Genomic DNA, 25,152 nt, shown 5'->3' on the forward strand with positions numbered 1-25,152 from the left:
TTGGTTTGCCACCCCTTAATTTAGAATGGATAAGGCTTGATTCGCATTCCTGTTCCATCAATATTTACCTTCACTTCGACATTAATCTTAGCCTCAGAAAAGAACTTTTTCCATTTTCGCTTATGATCTTTCCATATTTTCGGATGTGTTATATGTAACATTTCTCCAAATCCGAATACATCACTTTGCAACTTTTGAGCAGTAAAAATCCCATCTTTGATTTCTTTTTCTAATTCCTTTTCCGCTTTTTGCTCATATTGTTTTAACACTTCCCGTTTGCTTATATCTTTGTTACATAGTAATTCCACAATATGACCAGATGCTTTTACCTCTGTTGTAATGAACGCTTGGTTATTTTTCACATTAACGTTTGTATCACTCTTCAGTCGGTCCACAATTATATTGTTATAATGCTCTTTATCACACTGAAATCTTACGTTTGTATCCTTTATTTTATTTTTAATAATTAGTAAAGACTTTGTCTTACTGCCATCCAGCCAGCCGACTAGTTTCCCTCCTTTGAACATGGCGACTCCATTCAGTTTTGTAAATGTTTTATTCATCGTTTCTAAGTTCTCATTACGACCGCCAATTTTTTTACTGCCAACAATGCTTACTCCACTGATTGCTGGTTCTGAACCATCATTTGTTAAGTCCTCAATCACTTCATAAATTTTCGTTTGATCATGTTCCCCTATATTTTTTGAGGAGTTCTTTATTTTTCCGACAAGCGCTTGAACAGGAATTTTATCTATGGTAGAGAGCATATCCATTGTGGTTTTTACCCCGGCGCCGCGTGCAATTAAAACGGGAACATTGGCTCGAGCCCCTGCATCCCGCTCAAACACATCAAAAATAAAATTCAAACTTTCTTTTTTTGCCAATTGTTCTCCAATGACTACTAATTGTATGTGAGAATAGATATTTTGCCGAGAAAAAAAATTAGCTGTATTCCCTGCTGCTTCATATATCGTTTTGCCGGTAGCTTGATAGTTAATAATAGGTGTGGAACCAGAACCTGTCCCTTTCGCAGCATTTTCACTCGGTTTAACCGTTTGGTATGTCACTTCGTAAAGCCCTTCTTTAGGTAAATAATCAATTCCAATTCCGAGGACGATGGATAATTGATTCAATTCTTTGTAATTTGAACATCCAGAGAGGATCGTTAGTATGAATAGAATGATAATTAATAACACCTTTCCCATCATTACCCCTCAATCCTAATTTCGTATTTTCACTTTTCCTTTATTCTTTCCTTTTGTCGGTTTATTTACTATATTTTGTAAAGAAAAGCGGATGAGCGCGTCTTTTTGTTCATTAACTTTAAAAGGTGAAATTGGATATAGGTATGGAACGCCAAACGAACGTAAGCTGCACATATGCATTCCTATAATTAATGAAGCAGCCAGCATACCAAATAATCCTGCATATGAAGCAACAATTAATAGCAGGAACCGAAGAGTACGAGCTGCGATAGCAAGATTGTAGTTTGGCAGGGCAAAACTGGCGATGGCTGTAACGGATACGATTATAACCATTGAAGCAGATACAAAACCGGCCTCGACCGCTGCCTGCCCCAGGATAAGGGCTCCGACGATTGAAAGTGCTGAACCTACTGCCCTCGGCATTCGAATCCCAGCTTCCCTCAATACTTCAAAGGTAATTTCCATTATGAATGCTTCAATAACGGCTGGAAAGGGAATGGGCTCCCTTTGGGCTGCAATACTGACAAGTAAAGTAGTTGGAACCAATGCCTGATGATGTGTAATCATGGCAATATAAACCCCTGGTGCATATAGAGACAAAAAGTATGCCGCTAATCGCAGCAATCTTAAAAAGCTGCCGATATATTGATTTTGGTAATAATCTTCAGGGGATTGAAAGAGCTGCATAAAGGTAACTGGGACAATTAATACGTAAGGGGTGCCGCTGATAAAAATAGCAACTTTCCCTTCAAGTAAATTACCAGCAACCACATCCGGTCGTTCCGTATTTTGCACAGTTGGAAAAGGTGTGTGCTTACCATCATGGATAAAGTCCTCCACGTAGGAAGATTCTAAGACACCATCTATCTTTATCTTTTTAAGCCGATTTTTAACTTCTAAAACGATTGATTCTTCCGCAATCCCTTTGATGTACATGATTTCAACAGCGGTATTTGTGACATCACCAATCTTCATTGGTTCAAGGCGTAAATTAGGACTTTGAATCCGCCCGCGGACTAAGGCCGTATTTGTTCTGAGGTTTTCTGTAAAACTATCCTTTGGTCCTCGGATGACGGTTTGTGTGGTTGGCTCTGCGATACTCCGTGATTCAATTTGCTTGGTGTCAAGGACAAGTGCAGTCGAGTCACCATCTATGAAAATCACGGTGCTGCCAGATGCAATCTCCAATAATACGTCTTCTTGGCATCCTTTTTCTTTAATATTAGTAATGGAGATTGATTGTTCTAGATCGTCTTTCAGTGACAAGGCATTCAGGTTCGAATTGCAGGTTAGAAGCGGTTCTAATACATGTTCTTCAATACTTCTCTTATTGGTAATTCCATCTATATAAATAACCGCAAAAGCAAATTTATTGTCGTTTTGCTTGATAAACCGAGTAATTAAATCTGAGCTTCCTCCCAGATTTTTTTTCACTCGTTCAACGTTTTCCTTTGCCGACTTTTCTAAGGGAGTGTTGGAGGATCCGATTTCCTCCTTGCTTTTATCTTGCTTCAGGCGGGAATTTTTCCACATAGATCCTCATGTCGCCTCCTTACCATATTTTTTTATATTTTCCATGTTTTTATCTTTTATGTAATTCCATCCGCATAAAAAAACCATCATTCTCAATGAATGATGGCTTGATATAAATAACTAAAATCTCTTCTACCGTTAGCATGTGATCAACGGTTTGCTTTATTAGCTGCTTTTTAATTGATCCATTTTAAATTGGCGTTCATTCAATAACCTTAATTTTTTGATATCCACTCTTATTAAAAGAGAAATGGCTAATGCGACAATGAACATTCCCGAAAATACAAGTAAAGTCCCTTGGTAGCTGCCTGTTGTTTCACGAACCCATGAAACAAAGATAGGACCTACTAAACCAGCTACTGCCCAGGCTGTTAAAATGTAACCATGAATCGCTCCCAGTTGTTTTGTTCCAAATAAATCGCCAATATAGGCAGGGATCGAAGAGAATCCTCCGCCATAACAAGTCATAATCATATAAACGATGACTGAAAACAGAATTCCTATTGTAAGGTTCGGTAAAACAAAGAACGCCACGATTTGAAACGCAAAGAATAATGAGTATACATTCGGTCTGCCGATGTAGTCCGAAATGGTTGCCCATGCAATTCGTCCCGACCCATTAAATAAGCCCATGATGCCTACCATGGTCGCAGCGGATGCTGCCGACATTCCAACAAGCTCCTGGGCCATTGGAGAAGCAACGGATAAAATCGCAATCCCACAAGTAATGTTGATAAATAACATGAACCACAGTGCCCAAAATTGTCTTGTCTTAACTGCTTCATTCGCAGTTAATTGTCTTAAGTCTTGTCTAATCTTTTTCCCCGAAGTCTTTGCTGCATCAAATCCTTTTGGCATCCAGCCTTTTTGTGGCGGAGCTAGATATTGAGCGGAACAAAAGATTACTAGAAAATACGTTGCCCCAAGAATATAAAACGTGTTTGAGATTCCATATAAACTAATTAAATGATTCATAATTGGACTGCTGATCATCGCAGCAAACCCAAATCCCATAATGGCTAGCCCTGTTGCTAGTCCCCTTCTGTCCGGAAACCACTTTACCAAAGTGGAAACGGGTGTAATATAGCCAACCCCTAAGCCGATTCCTGCGATCACACCATAGAATAAATAGAGTAATAGTAACGATTCAAGTTGCACCGCTAGTCCTGCTCCGGCAACACCGACACCAAAGAAAATAGAGCTAAGTGTTCCGGATGCTCTTGGTCCGAACTTTTCTACAAAGTGTCCTAAAAAAGCCGCAGATAAGCCTAGGAAAAGAATGGCTAAACTGAATGTAAAAGAAATCTGTTTTAGTCCCCATCCAAGTTGCTGTTGCAACGGATTTGTAAAAACACTCCACGCATAAACCGAGCCAATTGAAATATGGATTCCCACTGCTGAAAGGGCTATAAGCCACCGATTTTTCATCTACTACTTCATCCCCATTTCACATAATTTTCTAATCTAGATGACGAGCATATTTTTAGATTTTAAAACATTTCCACTCCTTGTATATTGTTTGTTATTTGATTATATTAACCTACAATTACATGGATTTCAAGAGTAATTATTACATTAAACACGAACGTTTAAGTTATATTTAAATTTATTATTCGTATTTTAACGAATGATATTTATTTAGGTCATTTGCCTCTTTTTCTATTTCCAAAAAACACTTTAATAAGAAAACGCATACAATGTTGGTGAACAACCGGTGGCAGGAGGTGAATTTAAATGAGTAATAATCATTCTTGCTGGGGACTTTTTCACGGATTTTTAGCAGCAGTCTTTTGGGTCCTATTTTTACATTTAGGCTGGCTTCACACATTGCTTGCAGCTCTTGGTCTAGGCGGTGCTGTTATTCTAATTGCTGTTATTAAGTTTATCATTGCTTTAATTGCTATCCTTGCATTCCTAATCTTCGGATTATGCCTATTCAAAAAAGCATGGCATCACTGTAAGTGAATAAGCAATGGATAATAATAGGCAATCTTTAAATTTATGAAATACAGTCATCTTTTTTAGGCTCTATATTAAAACAAATAAAAAAAGCGGGCAATATGGGCTGAAAACACCCGTGTCCCGCTTTTTCTTATTAGAATTTAGAATGATAGTTATCAATTTCCCATGAATGTACTGCAGTACGGTAGCTATTCCATTCTGCTTTTTTCATTGATACATATTCATTGTAAACATGCTCGCCAAGTGTGTTAAAAGCAATTTCTCCTGCTTCTAATTCTTTAACAGCTTCAGCTAAGCTGCCTGGTAAGTTATCAATTCCCCTGAATGCTCTTTCTTCCTCACCCATGTGGAAGATGTCGTCGTTAATTGGTGCTGGTGCTTCCAAACCTTTTTCAATTCCATCTAAACCTGCAGATGCAATCACAGCAAATGTTAAGTAAGGGTTAGAAGATGGATCTGGACAACGTAACTCAACACGAGTCGCAAGGCCACGTTTTGCAGGTATACGAATTAGTGCTGAACGGTTTGAAGCAGACCAAGCAAGATAACAAGGTGCTTCATATCCAGGTACCAAACGCTTATAAGAGTTTACTAGTGGGTTAGTTACCGCCGTAAAGCTCTTCACATTTTCTAATAAACCTGCAATAAATTTGTAAGCTTTATCAGATAATTGTAAGTCATCAGATGGATCAAAGAATGCATTTTCGCTTCCTTCGAAGAATGACATGTTTACGTGCATACCTGAACCGTTAATACCAAAAACTGGTTTTGGCATGAAAGTTGCATGCATACCGAATTTCTTCGCAATTGTTTTTACAACCCACTTATAAGTAGTTGAAAGATCTGCAGCAGTTAATGCATCAGAATACTTGAAGTTAATTTCGTGTTGACCTTCTGCTACTTCGTGGTGAGAAGCTTCAATTGTAAAGCCCATTGCTTTTAATGCACGATAGATTTCTAAACGAACACGCTCGCCAAGATCATGTGGAGATGGCTCAAAATAGCCTGCTTTATCCGTTAACTCCGTAGTTGCATATCCATTGTCATCGTTTTTAAATAAGAAGAATTCTAACTCAGGACCTACTGAAATGGTATAGCCTTGATCAGCCGCACGTTCTACTGTTTTTTTCAATACGTTTCTAGTATCTCCTTCAAAAGGAGAACCGTCTGGATTTGCTGCTGAGCATAGGAAACGAGCTTCTGAATATCCTTCTTCTACTGTCCAAGGAAGAACAGCAAATGTATTTAAATCTGGTTGAAGATAAAGGTCTGATTTATTAATTGGAGAAAAACCTTTAATAGAAGAACCGTCAAACATCATTTTTCCTTCTACAACGTCTTCCAATTGAGCACTTGTCACAGTGACGTGTTTTAAGATTCCTTCAATATCAACAAATTGCAAGTGTAATAGTTCAACACTTTTTTCTTTGATCGTTTCTCTGATTTGCTCTAAAGTTGCTTCTGCAGATGCGTTTGAAATTAGTGTTCCAGTCACGTCACATTACCTCTCATTTTCATGTTATATTTTGTTACATCCTTTTATATAACTAGATTATATTTTAAAATTCATAGTTTGACAATCCTTTTTTGCATATTTTTTTGAATATTTATGCCATTCTTTTAGTAAGCGTTTTCAATGTTCGTTAGGAATATTAAGGAAATGCAATAGCAAAACCAATACCTTATTTTATAAATATGCATTTTTATGCATTAAAGGAGTTCTTCAAATGAGCAAGCCTTTTTTAATCAAAAATTAATCTAATACCAGCTTTTTTGGTTGGACGATAATTAGGAATGGGAGTATAGTAGTTTCCATGAGTTTTTTCGGTAGACTATCAGGCTTATTGACGACTGAGTTTTTAATAATCCAAGTTTTTCGGTAGACTAGACTATCAGAGAGGAGGGCTATCATGTTTGGTATATCCTTACCGCAATCTTTCTTACAGATGAATACCATCTTTATTTCCATTCTAATCGAGGCCCTGCCCTTCGTAACTTTAGGTGTACTCATCTCTGGGATCATTCAAATTTTTGTAACCGAAGAAATGATTGCAAAAATAATGCCAAAAAATAAAATACTAGCCGTTATTTTTGCTAGCTTCCTAGGGATCCTATTCCCTTCTTGTGAATGCGGGATTGTTCCCATCGTTAGCAGACTCGTCTCCAAAGGTGTGCCGATTTCTGCGGGCATTGCCTTTATGTTAACCGCACCGATCATTAATCCTGTCGTATTATTTGCTACATTCATTGCATTCGGCAGTGATTGGAAGATGCCATTATTCCGTGCCATCGGGGCGGTCGTTGTTTCTATCATTGTAGGCAGTTTAATTGCTTTTCGCTTTAAAGGGAGCCCTTTTAAAGAACATATTCACCACCATCATCACCACTCTCATGATACCACCATTTGGAAAAAGATTTGGCAGACGCTTGAACATGCCGTTGAAGAATTTTTCTCCATGGGAAAATACTTGGTGATTGGTTCATTAATTGCCGCAGCCGTTCAGACATATATTAAAACATCGACCCTTGTTTCCATTGGTCAGGGACAAGCCTCATCCTCTATTGTGATGATGACTTTGTCGTTTATTCTATCGCTTTGCTCCGAAGCCGATGCTTTTATAGCTTCTTCTTTTAGGACAACTTTTTCAACCGGTTCCCTTTTAGCCTTTCTAGTGTTCGGTCCAATGGTAGATATTAAAAATCTAATGATGATGCTGGCGACTTTTAAAAAGAAACTCGTTTTTATGATTGTTTCTTCTGTTTTTGTTGTTGTCCTCGCTTACTCTTTGTTGTTTTAGGGAGTTGAACTTATGATAAGAAGCTTAATTTTAATAGGTTTTACTTATTTAATTTTTCACATGCATATTACGGGTGATATCAATAAATATATCAACATGAAATATTCCTATCTTTCTGCCTCAGCAGGCTATGCATTACTCGTATTAACAATCGTCCAGATTTTAAAGCTTTACAAAGAGGATGGATCCCATGATGAACACTGTGAAGACGACCATTGCGGACATCATCATTCTAAAGAAGATAAGTGGTACAAAAAGCTATTGATCTATCCTATTTTCGCCTTTCCGATTATCTCGGGATTATTTTTTCCGATTGCTACCTTGGATTCCAATATCGTCAAAGCAAAGGGATTTCATTTTCCGATTTATGATGAAAGTAATGGCGACTCTTTTATGCAGCAGCAATTCTTGCGTCCTGATACGAGCGTCTATTATGGAAAAGAAGACTATGATACGTTAATGAATAAGGAAAAGAAAAAATATGTTAACCAAAATACGATTGTTTTAAATGACCAGAATTATTTAAAAGGAATGGAAACGATCTATAACTTCCCTGGCGATTTTCTTGGAAAAGAGGTCGAGTTTAAAGGTTTTGTGTTCAATGATTCCGAGTCGATCAATAAGAACCAGCTGTTTGTTTTTCGATTTGGCGTCATTCATTGTATTGCCGATTCCGGGGTATTTGGAATGATGGTTGAAATGCCTGATGGAACGAAAAAGTTAAAAAACGATCAATGGATAACCGTTAAAGGGAAAATATCCACGATTTATTATCAGCCGTTTAAAACAAATATTCCTTATTTAAAGGTTGAGGATTGGGAATCGACTACTGCTCCAAAAGAACAGTATGTTTTTAGAGGCTATTAAAAGACCTATTCAACGATGAATAGGTCTTTTCATTGTAACTTTTATTTTCCGCAGCATTTTTTATACTTCTTACCGCTCCCGCATGGACACGGATCATTCCGGCCTACTTTAACTTCAGGCACTGCAGCTTGCATACTTGCCTGGTTAAATTCCAGCTCTCTTTCTAACGCTGCTTGCTTCCAAAATTTTAGCTCTGGGTGGTATTCCCCTATTATAGAATAATAACCATAGCCAATCTGTTCGATATCAACTAGGGTTGTTGTATACTCTTTCTTCATATGCTCAGAGATTTCCGGCAGTGCCTCTTTTGAAAAATGATGGCAAAGTGCTTCGATTAACAAATCTTGATCTTCCAATTCTGAAGCTGTTCGATATGCCTCCCTTAAAACCTGTACAGCATAATCGGTTTTAGTGTTTTCTACTATGGAACTGGCAAAAATAAGGGAGTCTGTTTTTTGTAAGAAAGGCGCCACTTCTCTTACAACCTCATCGGATTGAAAACTAATCAACGCATATGCAACCTCTTCAAGTAAGGTGTCATCATCACGAGTTAATAGACTTGCCAAGGTTGGGATATATTTTTCTAATTTAAGTAACCCAATCATATAAACATTTAAAAAACCCTCAAACGAAAACCATTCTTCCTTTAATTGCTGTCGTAATACGAAGTCAATCCAATCTGCTGAAACCCAGCCATTTCGAACCTTGCAGGCAGCAACTTTTTTCGCTTTAGAAAACAGATTATAATCGAAAGATTCTGCGTGGTCTAAATCAAATATAATCTCATCAAATTTTGAGTCGACTTTTTGTTGAGGCCCGTTTAGGATTAATTCATATAATAACCACGTTTCCTGATCAATATATTTATCTAATGATTCTCGATATTCTAAGGCAATTTTCGGTTCAACCTGGTTTAACAAGCTAATTGCTAAATGCACCCTATCTTGATCCATTTGAGGGATATTTTCTATTAATACCTTTACAGCTTCCTCATTAAAAGTTTGGTTTTGTATATGAATTAAGATGTAGGATTGTTTTTCTTTATTTCGGAATGCTTCCTTTAACAACTCATTTGTCCAATCTTCCGGGAGGAATGGATAATCGTTTATGGCATGAAGGATCGTTTCTTGAATTAAGATATCCTCACTAATTAAATGAGGTTTAATTTTTTCTAAAAATGTCATGGGTTAATTCCTTTCACTTGAAACTCATTTTGATTATATAAAATTTTATTCAGCAATACCAACTTGATTAGATCCTAAAGCATAGAAGCCCAGTCGAATGACTGAGCTTTCCTATTAAACCTTCAATTTTCCCATATCAATAATTCTCTTCAGATAATCATATTCTTTTTGCTCAAGAATATCAATTTCATGATTGGTTGCCAAAAGGATTTGGTCTCTGCATTTTGCTATTCTTTGAATCATCGGATGAATGGTGAGACTGGAGAGATTGACAAAGTCATATAAGTCATTTAGGCAGACTGGCAATTTGTAACCTTTATTGCTGCTCGCAATCAGTAACCCGCTATCCCGCAGCTTTGAAACAATGTTGGAACGGAAATTATGCGGATTTAATTTCACATCGCGGATCGCATTCAAATTATCTAAGATTTCCTCCGTATACACATATTCATCCGGATTTTCTTTTAGATTGAACAACAGGAACTTCAGGAAATCAAGTCGAAGCTTCTCATCCTCCTCTTCACTATTCCGGTGCTTTTCAATATATTTATAGGTCAGATTCACCGCTTGTTTAATAATAATCTCGTCATATCTGGACTGATGGTGCTCTGATGGATAGTCGAATAGAAAGTGTTTGTAGTCTAGGGGCAAGAGGTTTATCGCAGCAATCTTACTTTTAAAGATTTTAGAAAAAGAACGGTATTGTTCCGTATAAATCGTTCTTTCATATCCTGTTGCAAGAATCCTGGTGATAAATTTCGTTAACTGAAGAAGGATATCTGATTGAGTGTTGTTGAACCCGAAAGTGGAATAATTAAATAAATCGGGAATGCTTCTTGTTTTAATATATGTCTTAAATTCCCGGATAAATAGTTTGGACTCTTCAACATTGGCGGCTAAATCCAGCTGTTCGAATGTCCGATTTAAGTCCTCATAAATCTTTCTGTTTAAATACTTAAGAAAAGGCGTTTTATATAGTATTCCATGGTCTTCCCTTATTTTTCTTTTATCAATGACATACGCATACACACTAAATGGTAAATCCTTTAGATCATTTATCAGCTGCAGCGTCAGGTTTGGGTCATGGTAAATGATGCCGGCATCTATTGACCCGGTTTTAAAGTACTTGTGGCATAACTGCACTAGTTCTTTTTCTAGCCACTCTTTATTTGACTCTTTTAAAAGAATGGAAACAATTATAAAATTGGCGGAGCCATTTCCCTTTTCAAAATCAAAACGATCATCCCCATATTCATCAATAAACGCATATTGGATTTCCTCCATCTTCCCCACCACCCTGATATGAAATTTTGTCGTTATATACAAGTTCAACAAAATTTCATTGACACCTCCTAATAGAGGCCCTTTTGCAAAAAAATAAGAGCACAAATGTGCCCTCCATTTTAGACTTATTTTTCTTTTTCACCGATTGCCGTATCACCGATTTTCGGTTCGGTTTTTGAATTGGTTTCGTTCGGAACCCAATCAAAACTTGGCTCAGTGGTACCTGTTGACATCAAAGGCTGATTGACGCCGTCCGTTTTTGAAGCTTCCTTCGTATTTCTGGAGTTAGAGTTGTCATGTGCCAAACTTTTGCCTCCTTTGATTTGAAAAATGAAAAACCTCCTTATTATTATTTTGAAACATTGAAAACTTATTCTAGGTAAGTTCTTCCTTTAATTCTTCAATTTGTGCCAAGTGTCTTTTTTCATGCAAACCAATCAGTGGGATCCATTGTTTTAAGCTTAATTCGCCAAATAGAGGATGCGGAAAAGCCCTTTGATCAAAAAGTAGTGGATCAGCGGAACTTACCACTTTTGTTAATGCTTCTCTTGATTGGGATAGCTTATTTGTGATTTCTTCTAAGGTAATAAATTCGTTTGAGGGTTCCAGAAATGATGGTGCTGTCACTTTTGTTGTTCGATTTACCGCCAAATAAATCGGTTTTTCCTCTGCCATCTTTGGCTCTCCATTTGCTAACTGACTAGACATAGCATGTGTGATGGACCTCTCAATTAAATAGAGATGATGGAGTACCTGCATAATGGACCAGCGTCCTTCGTGGATTTGTTTATTCAGCTGTTCATCAGACAAATGCTTGACAGACTGTAAAACTTCCTCTCTAATCCTTTTATTCTCTTCCATAACAGTCACCCCATATAGAATTTTTTTGGCAATTACCAGTTCTTTTTATTACTAACGGAGGTGATATGGGCAAGATGGTGCTGGCCATGCCAGGCATACAGGCCAATATTTCTCCCTATAGAAACTTCACCGGATTTAGGATGGATAAACGTTTTTTTCAAATCATTAGGACTTAAATGATTCAAGAGGCTGGCCAATCGTTTATGTAAGGCATCAAGAAGATCTAACGAAACATTGATCGGCAATTTACTATCTGGAAGCTCCGCCCATTTTCCTTCTTCATAAGGCTTAATCGTTGGATTTTCTTCTGTAAGAGCTAACTTAAACCGAATGTAGGCATTCATATGACTATCGGCAAGATGATGAACAACCTGCCTGACGGTCCATCCTCCAGGCCGGTATGGCGTATCAAGCTGTTCAATGTTCATATTTTTCACTTCCGCTCTTAAAAGTCTTGGTAAATCCTCAATTTCTTTTACCCAAGACTTGATTACAGCAGTTGTAATTTCACCATCAAAAGTAAATTTTCCAATTGGATATCTTTCGTCCATCATGATTCCTCCTTAGAAAATAGTTGAATTTCTCTCCTATTAAATTCTTTATTTTTCCATCAAATCCTTTATTCCTGGATTTAATAAACTTATTAAAATTAGATTGGAAAAGATTTACTTTGGAGCAATTAAAGAATATAATGATGATATAAAAGTGATATCACTTTTATATCACTTTACCTTTTTGGGGGGTTTTAAAATGAGGGAAAAATCGATCTTTAAAATGAATGGTTTTGCCGCACTGATTATTGCTTTAGTGTGTATTGGAATTGGGATCTACCTAATTGTTATTGGTGCCGCCATTCCCGAAAAAATAAGCGGTGGATTGGTTTTACTTTTAGGATTGATCATTGCAACAAGTCTAACGATCGTTCAGCCAAATGAAGCAAAAGTGTTAACATTCTTTGGTACCTATTTAGGTGTCATCCGGGACCAAGGCTTATGGGCTACCATCCCCTTTACGTTCAAACGAAGCGTATCCTTACGTGTAACTAACTTCAACAGTGAAAAATTAAAAGTGAATGATCTCGAAGGTAATCCAATTGAAATCGCTGCTGTTGTCGTCTATAAAGTTAGAGATGCAGCAAAAGCATTGTATGACGTGGAAAACTATGAAAAATTCATTCAAATTCAAAGCGAAACGGGCATTCGTCATATTGCCAGCAGGTATGCCTATGATTCATTCGAGAGTAGCGGTAATACGTTTACCCTTCGCCAAAACAGTGATGAAGTGGCTGATGTCCTCGTTCAGGATCTTCAAAAAAGACTCGATGTGGCAGGCGTCGATGTCATTGAGGCCCGGATTATGCACCTTGCCTACTCTTCGGAAATTGCTTCTGCCATGCTGCAGCGTCAACAGGCGCAAGCGGTATTATCTGCCCGTAAAGTTATCGTAGATGGTGCGGTCGGACTTGTAAAAGCAGCGATTGATCAGCTGACAGAACAAGATATTGTCGAGCTCGATGAAGAGAAAAAAGCGCAGATGGTCAATAATCTGATGGTCGCCATTGTTTCTGAGAAGGGTACGCAGCCTATCATTAATACCGGAAGTATCTATTAAGGTTGTGTTGTAGATGAGTAAACGAAAAGCATTTCCGCTGCGGATCGACCCCAAATTATACGAGGTCTTGGAAAAATGGGCAGATGATGAGCTCCGAAGTGTGAATGCACAAATAGAAGTCCTATTAAAAGAGGCTGCAAAAAAAGCAGGACGGTTGAAACCTGATAAATAAATGTTTAATGCTTCCACCTTGGATCAAGGTGGATTTTCTTTTGCCATCATCATAATGTTTTCATCCTTGGCTATAATAAACAAATAGTTTAAAGACTAATTGCCGGAGGAAGAAAATTTGGAACATACTTGGCTTTCTCTGTTACCATTTGTAATTGTCATCTCTATGTCCATCTGGTTGAAAAACATCCTGCCCGGTCTTGTAGTCGGTTTGCTGGTTGGAGCATTTATCGTGCAGCCTGACTTGCTAAACGGACCCTATCAAGCGGTTACCTATCTTGTTACCACCCTTTCCAATGGAAACAATATAAAAATTATCGGATTTCTCTATTTATTTGGCGGGCTGGTAGGCATGATGAATATCTCGGGAGGCATAAAAGGTTTTTCAGAATGGATCGGAACGAAGATTAAGACGGAACGAGGATTATTGGGACTCATTTGGCTGACTCTCCCGTTCACCTTCATGATGCCGATGTTTCGCATTATGATGATCGGTCCAGTCGTTAAATCACTTATTAAAAAATTAAATGTGCCGAAACCAAGAGTTGGGCTGATGATGGATATTTCAACAGAGTCTGTGATTGTTCTTTTACCTGTTGCAACAGCGTTTGTTGGATTCATGGTGTCATTAGTCGAGGGAAGTATTCAGAAGCTTCAATTGGACATTTCTTCTTATCATGTTTTTTTACAAAGTATCTTATATGACTTTTTCGCCATTGTCATGTTATTGATTGGAATCCTATTAACCTTCTGGAACCCTTCCAAGAGAAAGGGCAACAAAACACGTGATCACGAATTGTTAGATGCAGAGGGAAATGAATTCCATCGCGCTGGAATTCAAAAAGAATTGTCCTTAGTAAAAGCACAGCCTTGGAATCTAATTTTCCCAGTCTTTTTGCTATTGGGGTTATCCTTATTTCTTTTGTGGAAGGATGGCATAGAAAAAGGGGCCCACACGGTATTCGAGGCCTTTTCAACAGCTGATGCCACCTTTGTTATGCTATTGGCTGTATTTATCACTCTCATCCTGTCCTTTGTGTTCTACATGATAAGGAAACAGCCTTTGCATGAAATCTTATACCATTTTTATGATGGCGGGAATCAAATGATGGAGGCCATTAGTCTCCTTGTGCTCATCTGGTCTTTGACCCTATCAGCGGAGGACCTCGGGTTCTCTAAGTTTATCAGCTCGACTTTGGGATCATTTCTGCCTGCCTTTTTGACACCCGTCACCATCTTTGTGCTCGGTTCGTTGATCGGCTACTTTATTGGTTCTTCGTGGGGAACTTGGGGGTTGTTTATGCCTTTAGGCATGTCGCTGGCCGTTTCTACAGGGGCCTCGATCCCATTAACGGTCGGGGCCGTGTTTGCGAGCGGAGCCTTTGGGGCGTTAACCTCTCCACTTGGCGATACCACTATTACAACGGCATCCATCCTTGATATGCCGCTAGTTGAATATGCACGTTTCAAGTTGAAGATTTCAGTGATTGGCGCTGCGATTGCGATTGGTTTGTATTTAGTTAGCGGCTTGTTTTTTATTTAAATTGGACGGGTCAATGAAGTCCCTTTCATTGACCGTCACCATTTTAGATCTTAGTTTTCATTAAATCTCCCCATTAAAATAGTATTATAATAATGGCCATCAGACAGAAGTTTGTCTTTTTTTAACACTCCTTCCACTTCAAAGCCATACTTTTCATAAAGAATGCGGGCTTTCTCATTGGTTTCAAGGACGTTTAACGCAACCTTCTTTATACCATTGGCATCTGCCCAAAGTAACGATTCTTCTAATAGTTTCGTTCCTATGCTGTGACCCCAATAATCTTTTAGGACACACACACCAAATTCAACTTTATGCGAACTCCTCCTCAATTGACTTCCCTCACATCTTGAAAAGCCGACTACCTTTCCGTCAACATCGGCTACTAAGAAGAGATGATTCCAGTTTTCAGTGTCTTGTTTAATGATTTGTCTAAATCCTTTTTCATCTATGTAACCCTCGCCTTTTTCCCGATCCATATTTTCTGTCTCACCATCTATTTGAACCCGTACTTCTGACAAGCTTTTCGCATCTTTTTCCGAGGCGGATCTGATACAAAAACTTAAATTATTACTATAGAATTCTTTTGGAGTAATCATCATTTGTAGTCCCCCTTTTACATGTTCAGCAGAGTATAAATTTTAACACAATATTCCAAAATTTTTATTAATTATTTACTCTAATTTCCCACTTGACCTTCTTTCACAATCATTCAAAATAGATTATACTGTACTAACAATCCATATTTGTAAAAGGAGAATTTCCCATGACTGAAAACAATCAAAATGAATCAACCCCAAAAAAGGTCAGCCTGCAAGACCTGATGAAACAGCAGCTTGCTAACAAAAAGAACCAATCTTCTTCAGGTAAAGGTACGGCGAACGGCAACCAAGCCACCCAAAAAATGAAAAGCCAGCAAACTAAAAAGCCTAGTAATACACGCAGAAAAATGGGTGTCTAATGAACGGACGAAATCTGAAAGACATACAACCTGGATTAACGGTTGATATTGTTTTAAAGGCAGACCAAAGAACGGGAAAACTTACCCGAGGAATTGTAAAGGATATACTTACAAAATCTCCGACTCATCCTCATGGAATAAAAGTGAGACTTACAGATGGACAAGTCGGACGTGTGCAAGTGATACACGGCTCATAAAATGAAGCAACGCGCCTGCGTTGCTTTTCTTTTAGACTCTATCTATCCCAAAATGCTGTTTTGCAAGTTCTCTGAATTTTTTATCCCCGATTTTCTCTTTTGATACTGCACCATCCTTCCACTCCGTCCATGTAGAGTTGGTTAAAGTTATATTTCCATTCGTAGTAAGACGTGTCAGTAAAGGCACTTTATTAAACGGGGACTCTGGATGTTCGGCAATAATGGATTGAATTTCGTTAAGTTCGGATAGATCATAAATGGGTTTTTGTAAATCAAACGCATATCCGATTTTCCAATCTGTATCTTTATGGTTTAATTTCATTTCCAATACATAATCTCCAAAATTGGTATCCATCTTGCGGACTCGAAACTCTCCGTTACTTGAACTAACCGTCTCCCCTGATATAGGTACCGGTTTTAAGGGGAGATTCCCTCCAAAGCCAGTATCAACAACGAAAGCGGCTCCATCGTATTTGACTAAAACGGTAACATGCGTCCTTCCCAAATCATGAAAATCCTTCTTCTCATGATTGAAGACTACCCCTCTTGCCGGGAAGGCGTCAAACTGGTTTTCAGTTAAATATAAATAGAGAAGGGAATTCAATTCATAACAGATTCCTCCCTCTTTTTTATGCAGTATCTTGTCCACTACGTTTTCTTTTGTAAGATCACTTGTTGTTTTATCTATGATGCATAAATTTTCAAATGGTATCGATTGAGCGGTTTTCTCTAAAACACGATCTAGTGAATCAAAAGTTACATTATACCCCAGGGGTAAGCCAATTCTCTCATGAAATCCTTTACTTATTTCCTTCATTTGTATCTCCTTATCCTATTTTGTAATATAATCAATTGATTATCGAGATGGATTTTTCCTATCTCCATCTTTTATGATTTTGCATACGACATCAGCATGTTTATGATACTTACCAGCCCATTTTTAACATATATCTGCCAAAATAACCAGCCCCCATCTTCATCAAGATGGGGGCTGGTTATTCCGCGCATTTATCTGATACAGCTCAGCTAATTAGCATAATTTCTGCCATAATCTCGTGCTATCCAATACGGAATGCCGGTCCACAATCTCGTAGGCTGCGTTGGTAATGGCTTGTGCCAATGTATCCCCGGTCGCACAAATATCATTAAAACACACTTTCGATAGCCCTTTGATTTGATACGTAAAACCTAGTTCCTCTAACCTTTTAACGATCAGCATCGCATGATCGATATTTTGCTCAGGCTGGAACTCGGTCTCATGAATGAATTTCCCCTTTTCATAATCATACCAGCGATCCCATCGATTTAACTTCCAGCCTAGAATTCTCCGTGCAATCGCATCAATTTTCATCATACTCCATTCCCCTTTTCTTCTTAATTTTAGTTATATAACAGTTTATTTTATTAATAGTTATTATATAACACATTGTATTCTCTTTCCATAATTTAAGTGAAAATTTTTTAAAATGAGATATTGAGAAAGTAACCTTTTTTAGAAATGAAAGTTAAAAAACTTATTTACAATCAAAAATGCATATTTTCTGCAAACTTTTATTGTAAACTCTTCTTTGAAAAAGAATGAAGGAGGATTTCGATGAAGAAAAATAAATGGTTGATTGGTTTGTTGATTACTTTTGCCTTCATATTCCTGTTATCTGCATGTTCAAGCAGCAGCAATGATCATGGCAATCACAGCAAGTCCGACAATGAAACGAAAATGGACCATGAGCATATGAATATGAACGGTTCTGGCGAGGTTCCTGAGGGGTTAAAAGAAGCTGAGAATCCAACCTATAAAGTTGGAAGCCAAGCAATAATTAATGCGGATCATATGGAAGGGATGAAGGGTGCCGAGGCAACCATTGTTGGCGCTTATGATACTTGGGTGTATTCCATCTCCTATGAACCAACAACTGGCGAAGAAAAAGTATCTAACCATAAGTGGGTTATTCATGAAGAGATTAAAAACGCGGGTACAGAGTCCTTCAAAGTTGGCGACAAAGTTACGGTAGAGGCAGATCATATGGAGGGTATGGACGGTGCTGAAGCAACCATAGATTCCGTCCAACGCACGACGGTTTACATGGTAAATTACACCCCTGCTGATGGTGGTGAAAAAGTAACCAATCATAAATGGGTAATAGAAAGTGAACTTTCAACAAAATAAGCGTTAATGAAATAGTTCTACTCAAAGGTCCAGTTCCATGAATCTGGATCCTTAAAAATATGTTTCAAGAACAATCTAGTGCTATAAGCGGGAATGATTTTTTTCCATAAAAATAAGCCAATAAATACAAACCTTTAATAAAATTTGTATTATTGGCTTATTCATATTCTTAATTAAACACAAGTAAATGATTGGATTTGTCTAAGGCTAATTCCGAAATTAACCCATCTCCGTCCAGTCCAACGATAACCTGAGACAGAGTTTCGGCCAATAAAGGTTGGATAAAACCAAAATTGCTCAAAACCTCTTAGCCATACATACGTGTATCTGTGTAAACACCTTATCATACTTCCAGGGTCTACAGCATAGGCTCCTGCTTGGTGCATCTGTTGAGGAACACCAGATGGCGGAGGTGAAGTTGGTGGACCAGCTTCATGATCATGATGACCAGGAGGTGGAAATGGAGGCTGCCCCCCATGACCTCCATGACCTCCGCCAAATTGTCTGTCATCAATAGTTAAATACTGATAATAATTTTCTCCAGATAATGCTTCCTGACTATATGGATTGTAAAAATGCTGATAAAAATGTCCAGGATACATAGACACATCCCCTTTTCTATTTAACTTCACCACATCATATTCTTTAGTTATTAACCTATAAACTTGTTCTCCCCAAAATGTGCATTTACCTATATACGAAAAAGACTAATTGACCCAGATCTTTTCTTTCTTAGATTCCTTATGAAGAGATTGCTATAATATAAAAGGATCAGTATAAACCCTGGGAAGGTGGTAGACAAATGAACGAGACACAAAGAATCAGTGAAATAAGAAGTGCTCTTCAGAAACGAAAGGTTGCCTTACCTGATGGTACGCTTGTACCTGTATTGGGTCAGGGAACTTGGTATATGGGAGAAACAAAGCGCAAAAAAGAACAAGAAGTAGAGGCCCTAAAATTAGGAATTGAATTAGGGATGAACCTAATTGATACGGCAGAAATGTATGCGGATGGCGGTGCCGAGTTGATTGTCGGAGAAGCCATTGAAGGTGTCAGGGACGAAGTATTTCTTGTTTCCAAAGTCTATCCGCATAATGCGGGTCGAGAAAGAATTGCAAAGGCTTGTGAAAACAGTCTAAAAAGGTTGAAAACAGACCATTTAGATTTGTATCTTCTGCATTGGAGAGGCCAAGTTCCACTAGAGGAAACGATTGAAGGCATGGAAAGACTAAAAAAAGAAGGCAAAATTTTACGCTGGGGTGTCTCAAATTTTGATACAGATGATATGGACGAGCTTGTGTGTGCTGAAAATGGGACCAATTGTATGACCAATCAAGTTTTATATCACCTAGGTTCCAGGGGGATTGAATATGACCTCCTGCCTTGGCATGAGGAGCAACGAAGGCCAATCATGGCTTATAGCCCGATTGCGCAAGGCGGTTCTTTACGATCACAATTATTAAGTGATTCTACAATTCTAGATATTGCAAAAAAGCATAATGTGCAGCCTTTACAAGTTGTTTTAGCCTGGTGTATCCGCTCCAATCAGGTCATCGCAATTCCAAAGGCGGTCCAAAAGGAACATATAATAGAAAATGCTGAGTCAGCTAGTATGGAGTTAACTAGAGATGACTTAGCAAGACTTGATAAAGTTTTTCCACCACCAACTAGAAAACTTCCGTTGGATATGATTTGATTTGAACTACCTTTTAATCACCGAAAAAGACTTGTTTAAACTAATGTTGGAGCAAGTCTTTTTTTTATTCCCCTTAAGCTTCAAACAGTTTCCTTACACCCATACATAATTATCGTACTTGAAATTCCGGTGCATTTTTTACGACTTTGCATCATACATAAGAGAAGGTGAACAAAACATACCCGCACAAGGTAATCAAGGAGGATTATTATGATACAAGAAACATTGAAAATTAAAAATAAAGCAGGATTATACGCCCAGCCGGTCAATCAGATTGTAAAGGCAGCTTCTCAATTTAACTCCGATATCTTTCTTACCCACAACGGGCGGACTGTAAATGTAAAATCAGTTCTTGGAATTTTATCGTTAGCTATTCCAAAGCAGGCAGAAATTACTTTAGAGGTTTCAGGTGAGGACGAGATTGAGGCATTTAAGGAGCTTATTGATACGTTTAAGCAGTTTGAAGGTTAATGATACTGCTAGGAAAAGGCAGGCTCCTAGGAAGCCTGCCTTTTCCTTCGGTTCAAACTAAAACTTCAAATATTTCTTTTGTTTTTGAATTCAAATATAATCTTTATTTTATTAGCCATGATACCAACCTGTTTTTACATTAACTACAACAATGTATCGGAATTCTCCATCCCAGTTTGCATACACTTCATAAAAACCTTCATTGTTAGCAACTTGGAGTTTTTTATATACAATCGTATCTATCGAATCAGCATATCCATTTTCCAACATTGCGTTTTCGAATTTTTCTTTAACCCCAGAAGCCCATGTATAAGGATCATTGGCTTTAGCCTTAGTTTCAGCAGCTGCTTTAGCTTGCGCCTCCTTTTTGGCTTGTTCGGCCGCCGCAGCCCTTGCTTTTGCCTCTGCCTCTTTTTTGGCTTGGGCAATCTCCGCTTCCTTAATAGCGGCATCGTTCGATTCTTTTAACTTTGTTGCCTCATCCTTCATTTCTAAAAACTCCGTTAAATCTTCGTTTAGCAAAGTTTGTACTTTCTGATTGGATGTTTGATAATCCCCTGATTCGTTTAGTTTTTTAGCATTAGCTAACATTGCACTAAAGGTCTTCTGCTTTTCAACCTTTGCATTTAATTCCTCTATTTTCTCTTTGGACTTAGAAGCAATCACCTTTGACCCTTTTTTGACTTTAATTGATTGTTCTAGTAATGGGATTTCATCTTCCCAGTTGCTTTTCTTCTCTAAATCCTCCGCTTTTAAAATTAGTTGCACTTGATGTAGATAGGCCTTTGCAGTTTCGTCGCCTTTTTTGGCGTCCAGAGCTGTTTCAAAAAATCCCTCCGCCTTACTGTAATTCTCTTCTGCTACGGCATCTAGTCCCTTTTGGATGGAGTTTTGATATATTTCGTCTGTCTTAGAGGTACAACCTCCAAGAACCACTAGAGCAAAAATTAAAGTAGCCATTGCCATTTTCCTCATCTGTCTTTTCATGATCTCTCGTTTCTCCTGTATTTAATTAACATTATTGTGGTTAATTCACCATTTAAACCTAGCTAATCTCTTTTTTAACCAGCTATTCCAAACCCTTTATAGAAATTTTGCCCACACAAATTTTCTAATAGTTATGAGTTGTCTATCCCTTATCGTTTATCCAAATTAGCTTTCTCAAATATTAACGCCTTATTCCCGCAAAACCTTGTGTTAAGGGCGAACAAGGCCAAAATAGATAAGAAGAACGAAACCATTAAAATAGTGTGTTGGATCCCTAAGAACTTAATGATTCCACCCAAGAACAACAATCCAGGCAGTGGCATTGAACTTAAGACCATTCCTTGCAAACTAAATATTCTGGTATAAAACTTCTCTTCATTATTATCTTGTAAGTAGCTGGTAAAACAAACTTCAAATATCCCTAAACTTACGCCTCCTGCCAAGAAAAATGGAAGTGTGTATATCCAATTATGAAATAAAAACATCGTAAACACTGTGACTGTATACACCAAGAGAGGCAGACCAAATATAAGTCGCACATTCATTCTTTGATATACAATGGGTGCAAAATAAGCTCCGATCATCATACCGATAAAAACCATGATCGCAATAATGCCAAAATTTTCTGATGGTACATGGGATAATTTCGTTAAGTATTCAATAATAATTAGATCTATTGAAGAAGCAACTAGCCACGCAGATGCAAATAAAAGAAAAAGTCTTTTCATATCCCTTTTACGATTAAGGTATTGAAACAGCTCCAAAATATCCCCTTTTATCTGTGGAGATTTTGTTTTTACATGCACTGTATATTGAACCTTAGAGATTAATAAAGCGGAAATGCCCAGGGCGATAATAGAGAAAAGCAGCATCTGATAAATGGATATATGAAGTTTAATAGTTATGGTGGCAATCCCATACCCTATCATTTGCATTAATACAAACGACACTTTTACCCACGCATTTGCCTCAGTTAGCTCGCGTTTTTTCACCACTTTTGTCACTAAAGTATCTGTAGAAGGAAGGATAAAAGCAGCCATTAAACTTTCTATAAAAATAAAAATATATAGAAAAATCATATTTGAAAGTCCTGCGACAATTAGAAACAAAGAGATTACTAGGATTCTTATTATCAGTGAACCCCTTATAACTTTGACAATGTGTCTAGAATTGATCCAAGCTCCAATAGGGATTGAAAAAAGCGCAGCTGGGAGAAAGTGAAATAAATATAAACCCGTATAGCCATAATTTTGTGGTGAAAGGAACTCCACTTGTTTCACTAGTTCCATAAACATAATAGCATCTATTAATACTGATAACATATAAGCTGTTAATAAAGAAACGTATTTTTTATTTCGAAATAAAGCCCCCATTTAATGTCCTTTCCTTATATTCCTTTGCCAATTTTTCTATAAATTCAATATTAAGATCAAACGGATTGTTAGTTTTTAATTGATTTACAAATTCTTTTATGTTGACCATCATTGGTTGCAAATAGAAATCATTATATCGTTGCCGCTTACCATACCCAATAAGCGGGACATGATAGTAATTCCTAAGTGCTCGATAAAACTTCCACTCTATGGCAGCCACATAATAAGATGAGTCTGTAATGAAGTGATGAAACAGCATGACGTAAAATGCATTCAATAACAATCCTTTTCCTCTGTTTTCAGAAGTAAGACAAACTTTATCGACCTCGTATGTATTTTCCATGTCCTTTGCAATTTCTTCTATTTGTGAAAAATCGAAATAAAACTGAACAGTTGATGTTTCATTCTTTATGTATCTTCCTATTTCGGCAGTCCCAGCAAACTCACCATTTTCATCTTTGATCAAAACGTGCATTCCTGTTTCTTTTGTATGAAAATCTTCACTTTCATAAGTTTGCTCAACGCATACATCTAACCAGATTGATTTAAAAGTCTCCATCAATTGCTTTGAGTCTACCACTTTTAAATACGGATTGTACGACATTGTGTTATTCCCCCTTTGTATACATTAAATGGTAATGATGTGATTTCTTTTCAACCAGACCCGTTCATTCGCATCAGTATACCGATAACTCCATATTTGGTTGTACCAGCAAATATCTTTTTTTTCTACATTTGCACCGATAATGATGGGGTTAAAACCTATACCCATCTGGATGTTTTCATATGGGGATCTATGTACCCATTCTTTTAATAAATGCAAAATATGTAAAGGTGATCGATTTTCAGCCAACTCAATATTATCAAGGACCAATGTTTTTTCATCTGATGAAAGCCACACCCACGATTGGCCTAACAGCTTTTCTCCACGTTCAAAAACTAAAAATCCGCTATACGGATTGAGTAAGCCTTCCATCATAGAGGCCTCTGCATCTCCATCTAACCTTTGGCAGCAAACCGAGAGTATTCCCAGAAGTACTTGTTTTTTGTCATTTGGTTCAAGGATATAAGCCTTTTCTTCTCCTATCTCGATTCTTAAGTATTTTAACCGACAAGAAAAGGGTTGTTGAAAAGCATTAGGATATTTTTTCACGCATCGTTCCCATTCAATTTCTTTTCTGTTCAATCCAAAATATAACTTTTGCTCTTCTAAAGTTGAATGCTTCGGGAATTGAGGATCATTCCAAAAAGTCATGACTTCATGAATTGTTTCATTTTTGGTCTTCCCAGCGTGTGATATAACCCAATTTTCCAATTCTTTATCTACGATAGGGTATTTACCAGGCATCCCTGCTACAAAACTATTTAAATCTCGGACTGAGTTTTTTAAATGAAAAATCACTTCGTAGATTCGTTTCTCAAACATAATCCCGTATTTGATCCGATGATAAATGGAAGGTATTTCTTCTTTTAATGATAAAGCAAACCTCATACTCTTAACGTGGAATCTTTGTATTAAAAGCTCAATATTAAATTCATCTATCATTTCCACTATGTAGGGAAAAATCATGGGTAAACGCTTGAATTTCTGCTTTAAACCAACATATAAGTCTTTAACTCTTTGAGCTGTTTCTTTTTCATTGATCCGTATTAAATAATAACTATTTTGCTCTGCTATTTGTTCAAGACATTTTAATAACTCATTTGGTATGTTCGCACTGAACAAATGAGACAACTCTCTATATTTTTTATTATAATTCTCGTTGTTAAAGACTAATATGTTCGGTGCCTCTTCTTGAGCAAAGGTGCGTTCTGTTACCGACATCATTAGTCCTATTTCCTCTTTTGGGGTAATTTCATAAACCAAACTATTTTCTCCCTCCTTTTTACCTATTATACTATTTTTTATATTCACAATGTTATATTTTGGTATTAAAGTGGTATTATTTACTATGAATTCGCAAAATAATCGCTAAAAATTGGGCCTATTTTCTTTCGTGCTGCAATAATTGGAAGAAATGTTCGCCACATACAAAGAGATTTGCACAAATGGATAAATAGGGAGATTAATAATCAATATTGGCAAAGAGCCCATATAGATGAAGATGGTATTGAGGTTTTATGGAGTCTTTTTATTTCTGTATTAGATTAATAATGTAAATTTTTATAAAGGTAACTGGTTGCAAGTTTAGTAGAATTTTGAAATAAACCATCTAAAGAGACTGGCAGGTGTAACCGTCAAGTTGTTTTGAACACTTTTTGCTAATTAATTTTGAACACTTTC

The 25,152-nt window shown here is 37.3% G+C and carries 28 protein-coding genes; 11 read left to right on the plus strand and 17 right to left on the minus strand.

Going from position 1 to position 25,152, the window contains the following annotated elements:
- Positions 1-20 precede the first annotated feature (20 nt).
- The 3 genes from GXK58_RS19185 to GXK58_RS19195 all read right to left on the minus strand — a co-directional run bounded on the left by GXK58_RS19185 (position 21) and on the right by GXK58_RS19195 (position 4,166).
- The gene (locus GXK58_RS19185; protein WP_160724785.1) at positions 21-1,208 is read right to left on the minus strand and encodes a Ger(x)C family spore germination protein; all 1,188 of its coding nucleotides are present in this window, start codon (positions 1,206-1,208) and stop codon (positions 21-23) included.
- Between the two features lie 12 nt (positions 1,209-1,220).
- On the minus strand, positions 1,221-2,738 hold the full coding sequence (locus GXK58_RS19190) for a spore germination protein (protein WP_160724786.1): 1,518 nt from the start codon (positions 2,736-2,738) through the stop codon (positions 1,221-1,223).
- A gap of 165 nt (positions 2,739-2,903) precedes the next feature.
- Positions 2,904-4,166, minus strand: a complete 1,263-nt coding sequence (locus GXK58_RS19195; RefSeq protein ID WP_160724787.1) for an L-lactate MFS transporter — start codon at positions 4,164-4,166, stop codon at positions 2,904-2,906.
- Positions 4,167-4,472: 306 nt separating this feature from the next.
- On the opposite strand from GXK58_RS19195, the gene GXK58_RS19200 reads away from it, so the two are divergent.
- Positions 4,473-4,703: an ABC transporter gene (locus tag GXK58_RS19200; RefSeq protein WP_160724788.1), complete on the plus strand. Its 231-nt coding sequence runs from the start codon at positions 4,473-4,475 to the stop codon at positions 4,701-4,703.
- A 130-nt stretch (positions 4,704-4,833) separates the two neighbouring features.
- Here the strand turns inward: GXK58_RS19200 and glnA are convergent, their stop codons facing one another.
- Positions 4,834-6,195, minus strand: coding sequence for a type I glutamate--ammonia ligase (glnA, locus tag GXK58_RS19205; RefSeq protein WP_160724789.1), 1,362 nt, complete (start codon positions 6,193-6,195; stop codon positions 4,834-4,836).
- A 415-nt stretch (positions 6,196-6,610) separates the two neighbouring features.
- On the opposite strand from glnA, the gene GXK58_RS19210 reads away from it, so the two are divergent.
- Positions 6,611-7,498, plus strand: a complete 888-nt coding sequence (locus GXK58_RS19210; RefSeq protein ID WP_160724790.1) for a permease — start codon at positions 6,611-6,613, stop codon at positions 7,496-7,498.
- 12 nt (positions 7,499-7,510) lie between these two features.
- Positions 7,511-8,365: a TIGR03943 family putative permease subunit gene (locus GXK58_RS19215; protein ID WP_160724791.1), complete on the plus strand. Its 855-nt coding sequence runs from the start codon at positions 7,511-7,513 to the stop codon at positions 8,363-8,365.
- Between the two features lie 41 nt (positions 8,366-8,406).
- On the opposite strand, the gene GXK58_RS19220 is transcribed toward GXK58_RS19215, so the two are convergent.
- The 5 genes from GXK58_RS19220 to GXK58_RS19240 form a co-directional block, all read right to left on the minus strand.
- A complete protein-coding gene (locus GXK58_RS19220) occupies positions 8,407-9,549 on the minus strand; it encodes a YecA family protein (protein ID WP_160724792.1) in 1,143 nt (380 codons plus the stop codon).
- A gap of 114 nt (positions 9,550-9,663) precedes the next feature.
- Complete coding sequence (locus tag GXK58_RS19225) at positions 9,664-10,833, minus strand: DUF3800 domain-containing protein (RefSeq protein WP_160724793.1); 1,170 nt, start codon at positions 10,831-10,833, stop codon at positions 9,664-9,666.
- A 125-nt stretch (positions 10,834-10,958) separates the two neighbouring features.
- Entirely contained in the window at positions 10,959-11,138 is a 180-nt protein-coding gene (locus tag GXK58_RS19230) for a hypothetical protein (RefSeq protein WP_160724794.1), read from the minus strand.
- 70 nt (positions 11,139-11,208) lie between these two features.
- Positions 11,209-11,694: a DinB family protein gene (locus tag GXK58_RS19235; RefSeq protein WP_160724795.1), complete on the minus strand. Its 486-nt coding sequence runs from the start codon at positions 11,692-11,694 to the stop codon at positions 11,209-11,211.
- A 32-nt stretch (positions 11,695-11,726) separates the two neighbouring features.
- The gene (locus GXK58_RS19240) at positions 11,727-12,248 is read right to left on the minus strand and encodes a YfiT family bacillithiol transferase (protein WP_160724796.1); all 522 of its coding nucleotides are present in this window, start codon (positions 12,246-12,248) and stop codon (positions 11,727-11,729) included.
- Between the two features lie 196 nt (positions 12,249-12,444).
- On the opposite strand from GXK58_RS19240, the gene GXK58_RS19245 reads away from it, so the two are divergent.
- The 3 genes from GXK58_RS19245 to GXK58_RS19250 all read left to right on the plus strand — a co-directional run bounded on the left by GXK58_RS19245 (position 12,445) and on the right by GXK58_RS19250 (position 15,019).
- Entirely contained in the window at positions 12,445-13,305 is an 861-nt protein-coding gene (locus tag GXK58_RS19245) for an SPFH domain-containing protein (RefSeq protein WP_160724797.1), read from the plus strand.
- Between the two features lie 13 nt (positions 13,306-13,318).
- The gene (locus GXK58_RS27080; protein ID WP_202171402.1) at positions 13,319-13,477 is read left to right on the plus strand and encodes a hypothetical protein; all 159 of its coding nucleotides are present in this window, start codon (positions 13,319-13,321) and stop codon (positions 13,475-13,477) included.
- 117 nt (positions 13,478-13,594) lie between these two features.
- Positions 13,595-15,019: a Na+/H+ antiporter NhaC family protein gene (locus tag GXK58_RS19250; RefSeq protein WP_160724798.1), complete on the plus strand. Its 1,425-nt coding sequence runs from the start codon at positions 13,595-13,597 to the stop codon at positions 15,017-15,019.
- 50 nt (positions 15,020-15,069) lie between these two features.
- Here GXK58_RS19250 and GXK58_RS19255 read toward each other — a convergent pair whose 3' ends face one another.
- Entirely contained in the window at positions 15,070-15,618 is a 549-nt protein-coding gene (locus GXK58_RS19255; RefSeq protein WP_160724799.1) for a GNAT family N-acetyltransferase, read from the minus strand.
- Positions 15,619-15,782: 164 nt separating this feature from the next.
- On the opposite strand from GXK58_RS19255, the gene GXK58_RS19260 reads away from it, so the two are divergent.
- The gene (locus GXK58_RS19260; RefSeq protein ID WP_160724800.1) at positions 15,783-15,977 is read left to right on the plus strand and encodes a hypothetical protein; all 195 of its coding nucleotides are present in this window, start codon (positions 15,783-15,785) and stop codon (positions 15,975-15,977) included.
- Positions 15,977-16,174, plus strand: coding sequence for a YwbE family protein (locus GXK58_RS19265; RefSeq protein ID WP_160724801.1), 198 nt, complete (start codon positions 15,977-15,979; stop codon positions 16,172-16,174). The genes GXK58_RS19260 and GXK58_RS19265 overlap by 1 nt, the downstream gene beginning before the upstream one ends.
- 31 nt (positions 16,175-16,205) lie before the next feature.
- Here the strand turns inward: GXK58_RS19265 and GXK58_RS19270 are convergent, their stop codons facing one another.
- Both GXK58_RS19270 and GXK58_RS19275 read right to left on the minus strand, forming a co-directional pair.
- Complete coding sequence (locus tag GXK58_RS19270) at positions 16,206-16,991, minus strand: arylamine N-acetyltransferase family protein (RefSeq protein WP_160724802.1); 786 nt, start codon at positions 16,989-16,991, stop codon at positions 16,206-16,208.
- Between the two features lie 213 nt (positions 16,992-17,204).
- Entirely contained in the window at positions 17,205-17,528 is a 324-nt protein-coding gene (locus GXK58_RS19275) for a BC1872 family protein (RefSeq protein WP_160724803.1), read from the minus strand.
- Positions 17,529-17,768: 240 nt separating this feature from the next.
- Between GXK58_RS19275 and GXK58_RS19280 the strand changes: the two genes are divergently transcribed.
- Positions 17,769-18,341 carry a YdhK family protein gene (locus GXK58_RS19280; protein WP_160724804.1) on the plus strand — a complete coding sequence of 191 codons (573 nt, stop codon included), beginning with the start codon at positions 17,769-17,771 and terminating at the stop codon, positions 18,339-18,341.
- A gap of 173 nt (positions 18,342-18,514) precedes the next feature.
- Here GXK58_RS19280 and GXK58_RS19285 read toward each other — a convergent pair whose 3' ends face one another.
- Positions 18,515-18,943: a hypothetical protein gene (locus tag GXK58_RS19285; RefSeq protein ID WP_160724805.1), complete on the minus strand. Its 429-nt coding sequence runs from the start codon at positions 18,941-18,943 to the stop codon at positions 18,515-18,517.
- Positions 18,944-19,143: 200 nt separating this feature from the next.
- Here GXK58_RS19285 and GXK58_RS19290 point away from each other — a divergent pair, with 200 nt between their 5' ends.
- The gene (locus GXK58_RS19290) at positions 19,144-20,037 is read left to right on the plus strand and encodes an aldo/keto reductase (protein WP_160724806.1); all 894 of its coding nucleotides are present in this window, start codon (positions 19,144-19,146) and stop codon (positions 20,035-20,037) included.
- Between the two features lie 210 nt (positions 20,038-20,247).
- The gene (locus tag GXK58_RS19295; RefSeq protein WP_160724807.1) at positions 20,248-20,508 is read left to right on the plus strand and encodes an HPr family phosphocarrier protein; all 261 of its coding nucleotides are present in this window, start codon (positions 20,248-20,250) and stop codon (positions 20,506-20,508) included.
- A 111-nt stretch (positions 20,509-20,619) separates the two neighbouring features.
- On the opposite strand, the gene GXK58_RS19300 is transcribed toward GXK58_RS19295, so the two are convergent.
- The 4 genes from GXK58_RS19300 to GXK58_RS19315 all read right to left on the minus strand — a co-directional run bounded on the left by GXK58_RS19300 (position 20,620) and on the right by GXK58_RS19315 (position 24,783).
- Positions 20,620-21,495 (minus strand): cell division site-positioning protein MapZ family protein, encoded by an 876-nt coding sequence (locus GXK58_RS19300; RefSeq protein ID WP_160724808.1) that lies wholly within the window; start codon positions 21,493-21,495, stop codon positions 20,620-20,622.
- A gap of 149 nt (positions 21,496-21,644) precedes the next feature.
- Complete coding sequence (locus GXK58_RS19305; protein ID WP_160724809.1) at positions 21,645-22,868, minus strand: MFS transporter; 1,224 nt, start codon at positions 22,866-22,868, stop codon at positions 21,645-21,647.
- Positions 22,846-23,472 (minus strand): hypothetical protein, encoded by a 627-nt coding sequence (locus tag GXK58_RS19310; RefSeq protein ID WP_160724810.1) that lies wholly within the window; start codon positions 23,470-23,472, stop codon positions 22,846-22,848. The genes GXK58_RS19305 and GXK58_RS19310 overlap by 23 nt, the downstream gene beginning before the upstream one ends.
- A 24-nt stretch (positions 23,473-23,496) precedes the next feature.
- On the minus strand, positions 23,497-24,783 hold the full coding sequence (locus GXK58_RS19315) for a hypothetical protein (RefSeq protein WP_160724811.1): 1,287 nt from the start codon (positions 24,781-24,783) through the stop codon (positions 23,497-23,499).
- Between the last annotated feature and the right edge of the window lie 369 nt (positions 24,784-25,152).

The sequence above is a fragment of the Bacillus sp. USDA818B3_A genome (assembly GCF_009928415.1).
Taxonomy (GTDB): domain Bacteria; phylum Bacillota; class Bacilli; order Bacillales; family Cytobacillaceae; genus Neobacillus.

Excerpts from the sequence above, each read along its gene's own strand:
- GXK58_RS19295 (WP_160724807.1), top strand. The coding sequence starts at position 20,248 with ATGATACAAGAAACATTGAAAATTAAAAATAAAGCAGGATTATACGCC.
- GXK58_RS19310 (WP_160724810.1), bottom strand. The coding sequence starts at position 23,472 with ATGTCGTACAATCCGTATTTAAAAGTGGTAGACTCAAAGCAATTGATG.
- GXK58_RS19195 (WP_160724787.1), bottom strand. The coding sequence starts at position 4,166 with ATGAAAAATCGGTGGCTTATAGCCCTTTCAGCAGTGGGAATCCATATT.
- GXK58_RS19190 (WP_160724786.1), bottom strand. The coding sequence starts at position 2,738 with ATGTGGAAAAATTCCCGCCTGAAGCAAGATAAAAGCAAGGAGGAAATC.
- GXK58_RS19300 (WP_160724808.1), bottom strand. The coding sequence starts at position 21,495 with ATGAAAAGACAGATGAGGAAAATGGCAATGGCTACTTTAATTTTTGCT.
- GXK58_RS19220 (WP_160724792.1), bottom strand. The coding sequence starts at position 9,549 with ATGACATTTTTAGAAAAAATTAAACCTCATTTAATTAGTGAGGATATC.
- GXK58_RS19210 (WP_160724790.1), top strand. The coding sequence starts at position 6,611 with ATGTTTGGTATATCCTTACCGCAATCTTTCTTACAGATGAATACCATC.
- GXK58_RS19185 (WP_160724785.1), bottom strand. The coding sequence starts at position 1,208 with ATGATGGGAAAGGTGTTATTAATTATCATTCTATTCATACTAACGATC.
- GXK58_RS19200 (WP_160724788.1), top strand. The coding sequence starts at position 4,473 with ATGAGTAATAATCATTCTTGCTGGGGACTTTTTCACGGATTTTTAGCA.
- GXK58_RS19245 (WP_160724797.1), top strand. The coding sequence starts at position 12,445 with ATGAGGGAAAAATCGATCTTTAAAATGAATGGTTTTGCCGCACTGATT.
- GXK58_RS19235 (WP_160724795.1), bottom strand. The coding sequence starts at position 11,694 with ATGGAAGAGAATAAAAGGATTAGAGAGGAAGTTTTACAGTCTGTCAAG.
- GXK58_RS19305 (WP_160724809.1), bottom strand. The coding sequence starts at position 22,868 with ATGGGGGCTTTATTTCGAAATAAAAAATACGTTTCTTTATTAACAGCT.
- GXK58_RS19240 (WP_160724796.1), bottom strand. The coding sequence starts at position 12,248 with ATGATGGACGAAAGATATCCAATTGGAAAATTTACTTTTGATGGTGAA.
- GXK58_RS19225 (WP_160724793.1), bottom strand. The coding sequence starts at position 10,833 with ATGGAGGAAATCCAATATGCGTTTATTGATGAATATGGGGATGATCGT.
- GXK58_RS19270 (WP_160724802.1), bottom strand. The coding sequence starts at position 16,991 with ATGAAGGAAATAAGTAAAGGATTTCATGAGAGAATTGGCTTACCCCTG.
- GXK58_RS27080 (WP_202171402.1), top strand. The coding sequence starts at position 13,319 with ATGAGTAAACGAAAAGCATTTCCGCTGCGGATCGACCCCAAATTATAC.
- GXK58_RS19290 (WP_160724806.1), top strand. The coding sequence starts at position 19,144 with ATGAACGAGACACAAAGAATCAGTGAAATAAGAAGTGCTCTTCAGAAA.
- GXK58_RS19285 (WP_160724805.1), bottom strand. The coding sequence starts at position 18,943 with ATGTATCCTGGACATTTTTATCAGCATTTTTACAATCCATATAGTCAG.
- GXK58_RS19280 (WP_160724804.1), top strand. The coding sequence starts at position 17,769 with ATGAAGAAAAATAAATGGTTGATTGGTTTGTTGATTACTTTTGCCTTC.
- GXK58_RS19255 (WP_160724799.1), bottom strand. The coding sequence starts at position 15,618 with ATGATGATTACTCCAAAAGAATTCTATAGTAATAATTTAAGTTTTTGT.
- GXK58_RS19265 (WP_160724801.1), top strand. The coding sequence starts at position 15,977 with ATGAACGGACGAAATCTGAAAGACATACAACCTGGATTAACGGTTGAT.
- GXK58_RS19275 (WP_160724803.1), bottom strand. The coding sequence starts at position 17,528 with ATGATGAAAATTGATGCGATTGCACGGAGAATTCTAGGCTGGAAGTTA.
- GXK58_RS19215 (WP_160724791.1), top strand. The coding sequence starts at position 7,511 with ATGATAAGAAGCTTAATTTTAATAGGTTTTACTTATTTAATTTTTCAC.
- GXK58_RS19260 (WP_160724800.1), top strand. The coding sequence starts at position 15,783 with ATGACTGAAAACAATCAAAATGAATCAACCCCAAAAAAGGTCAGCCTG.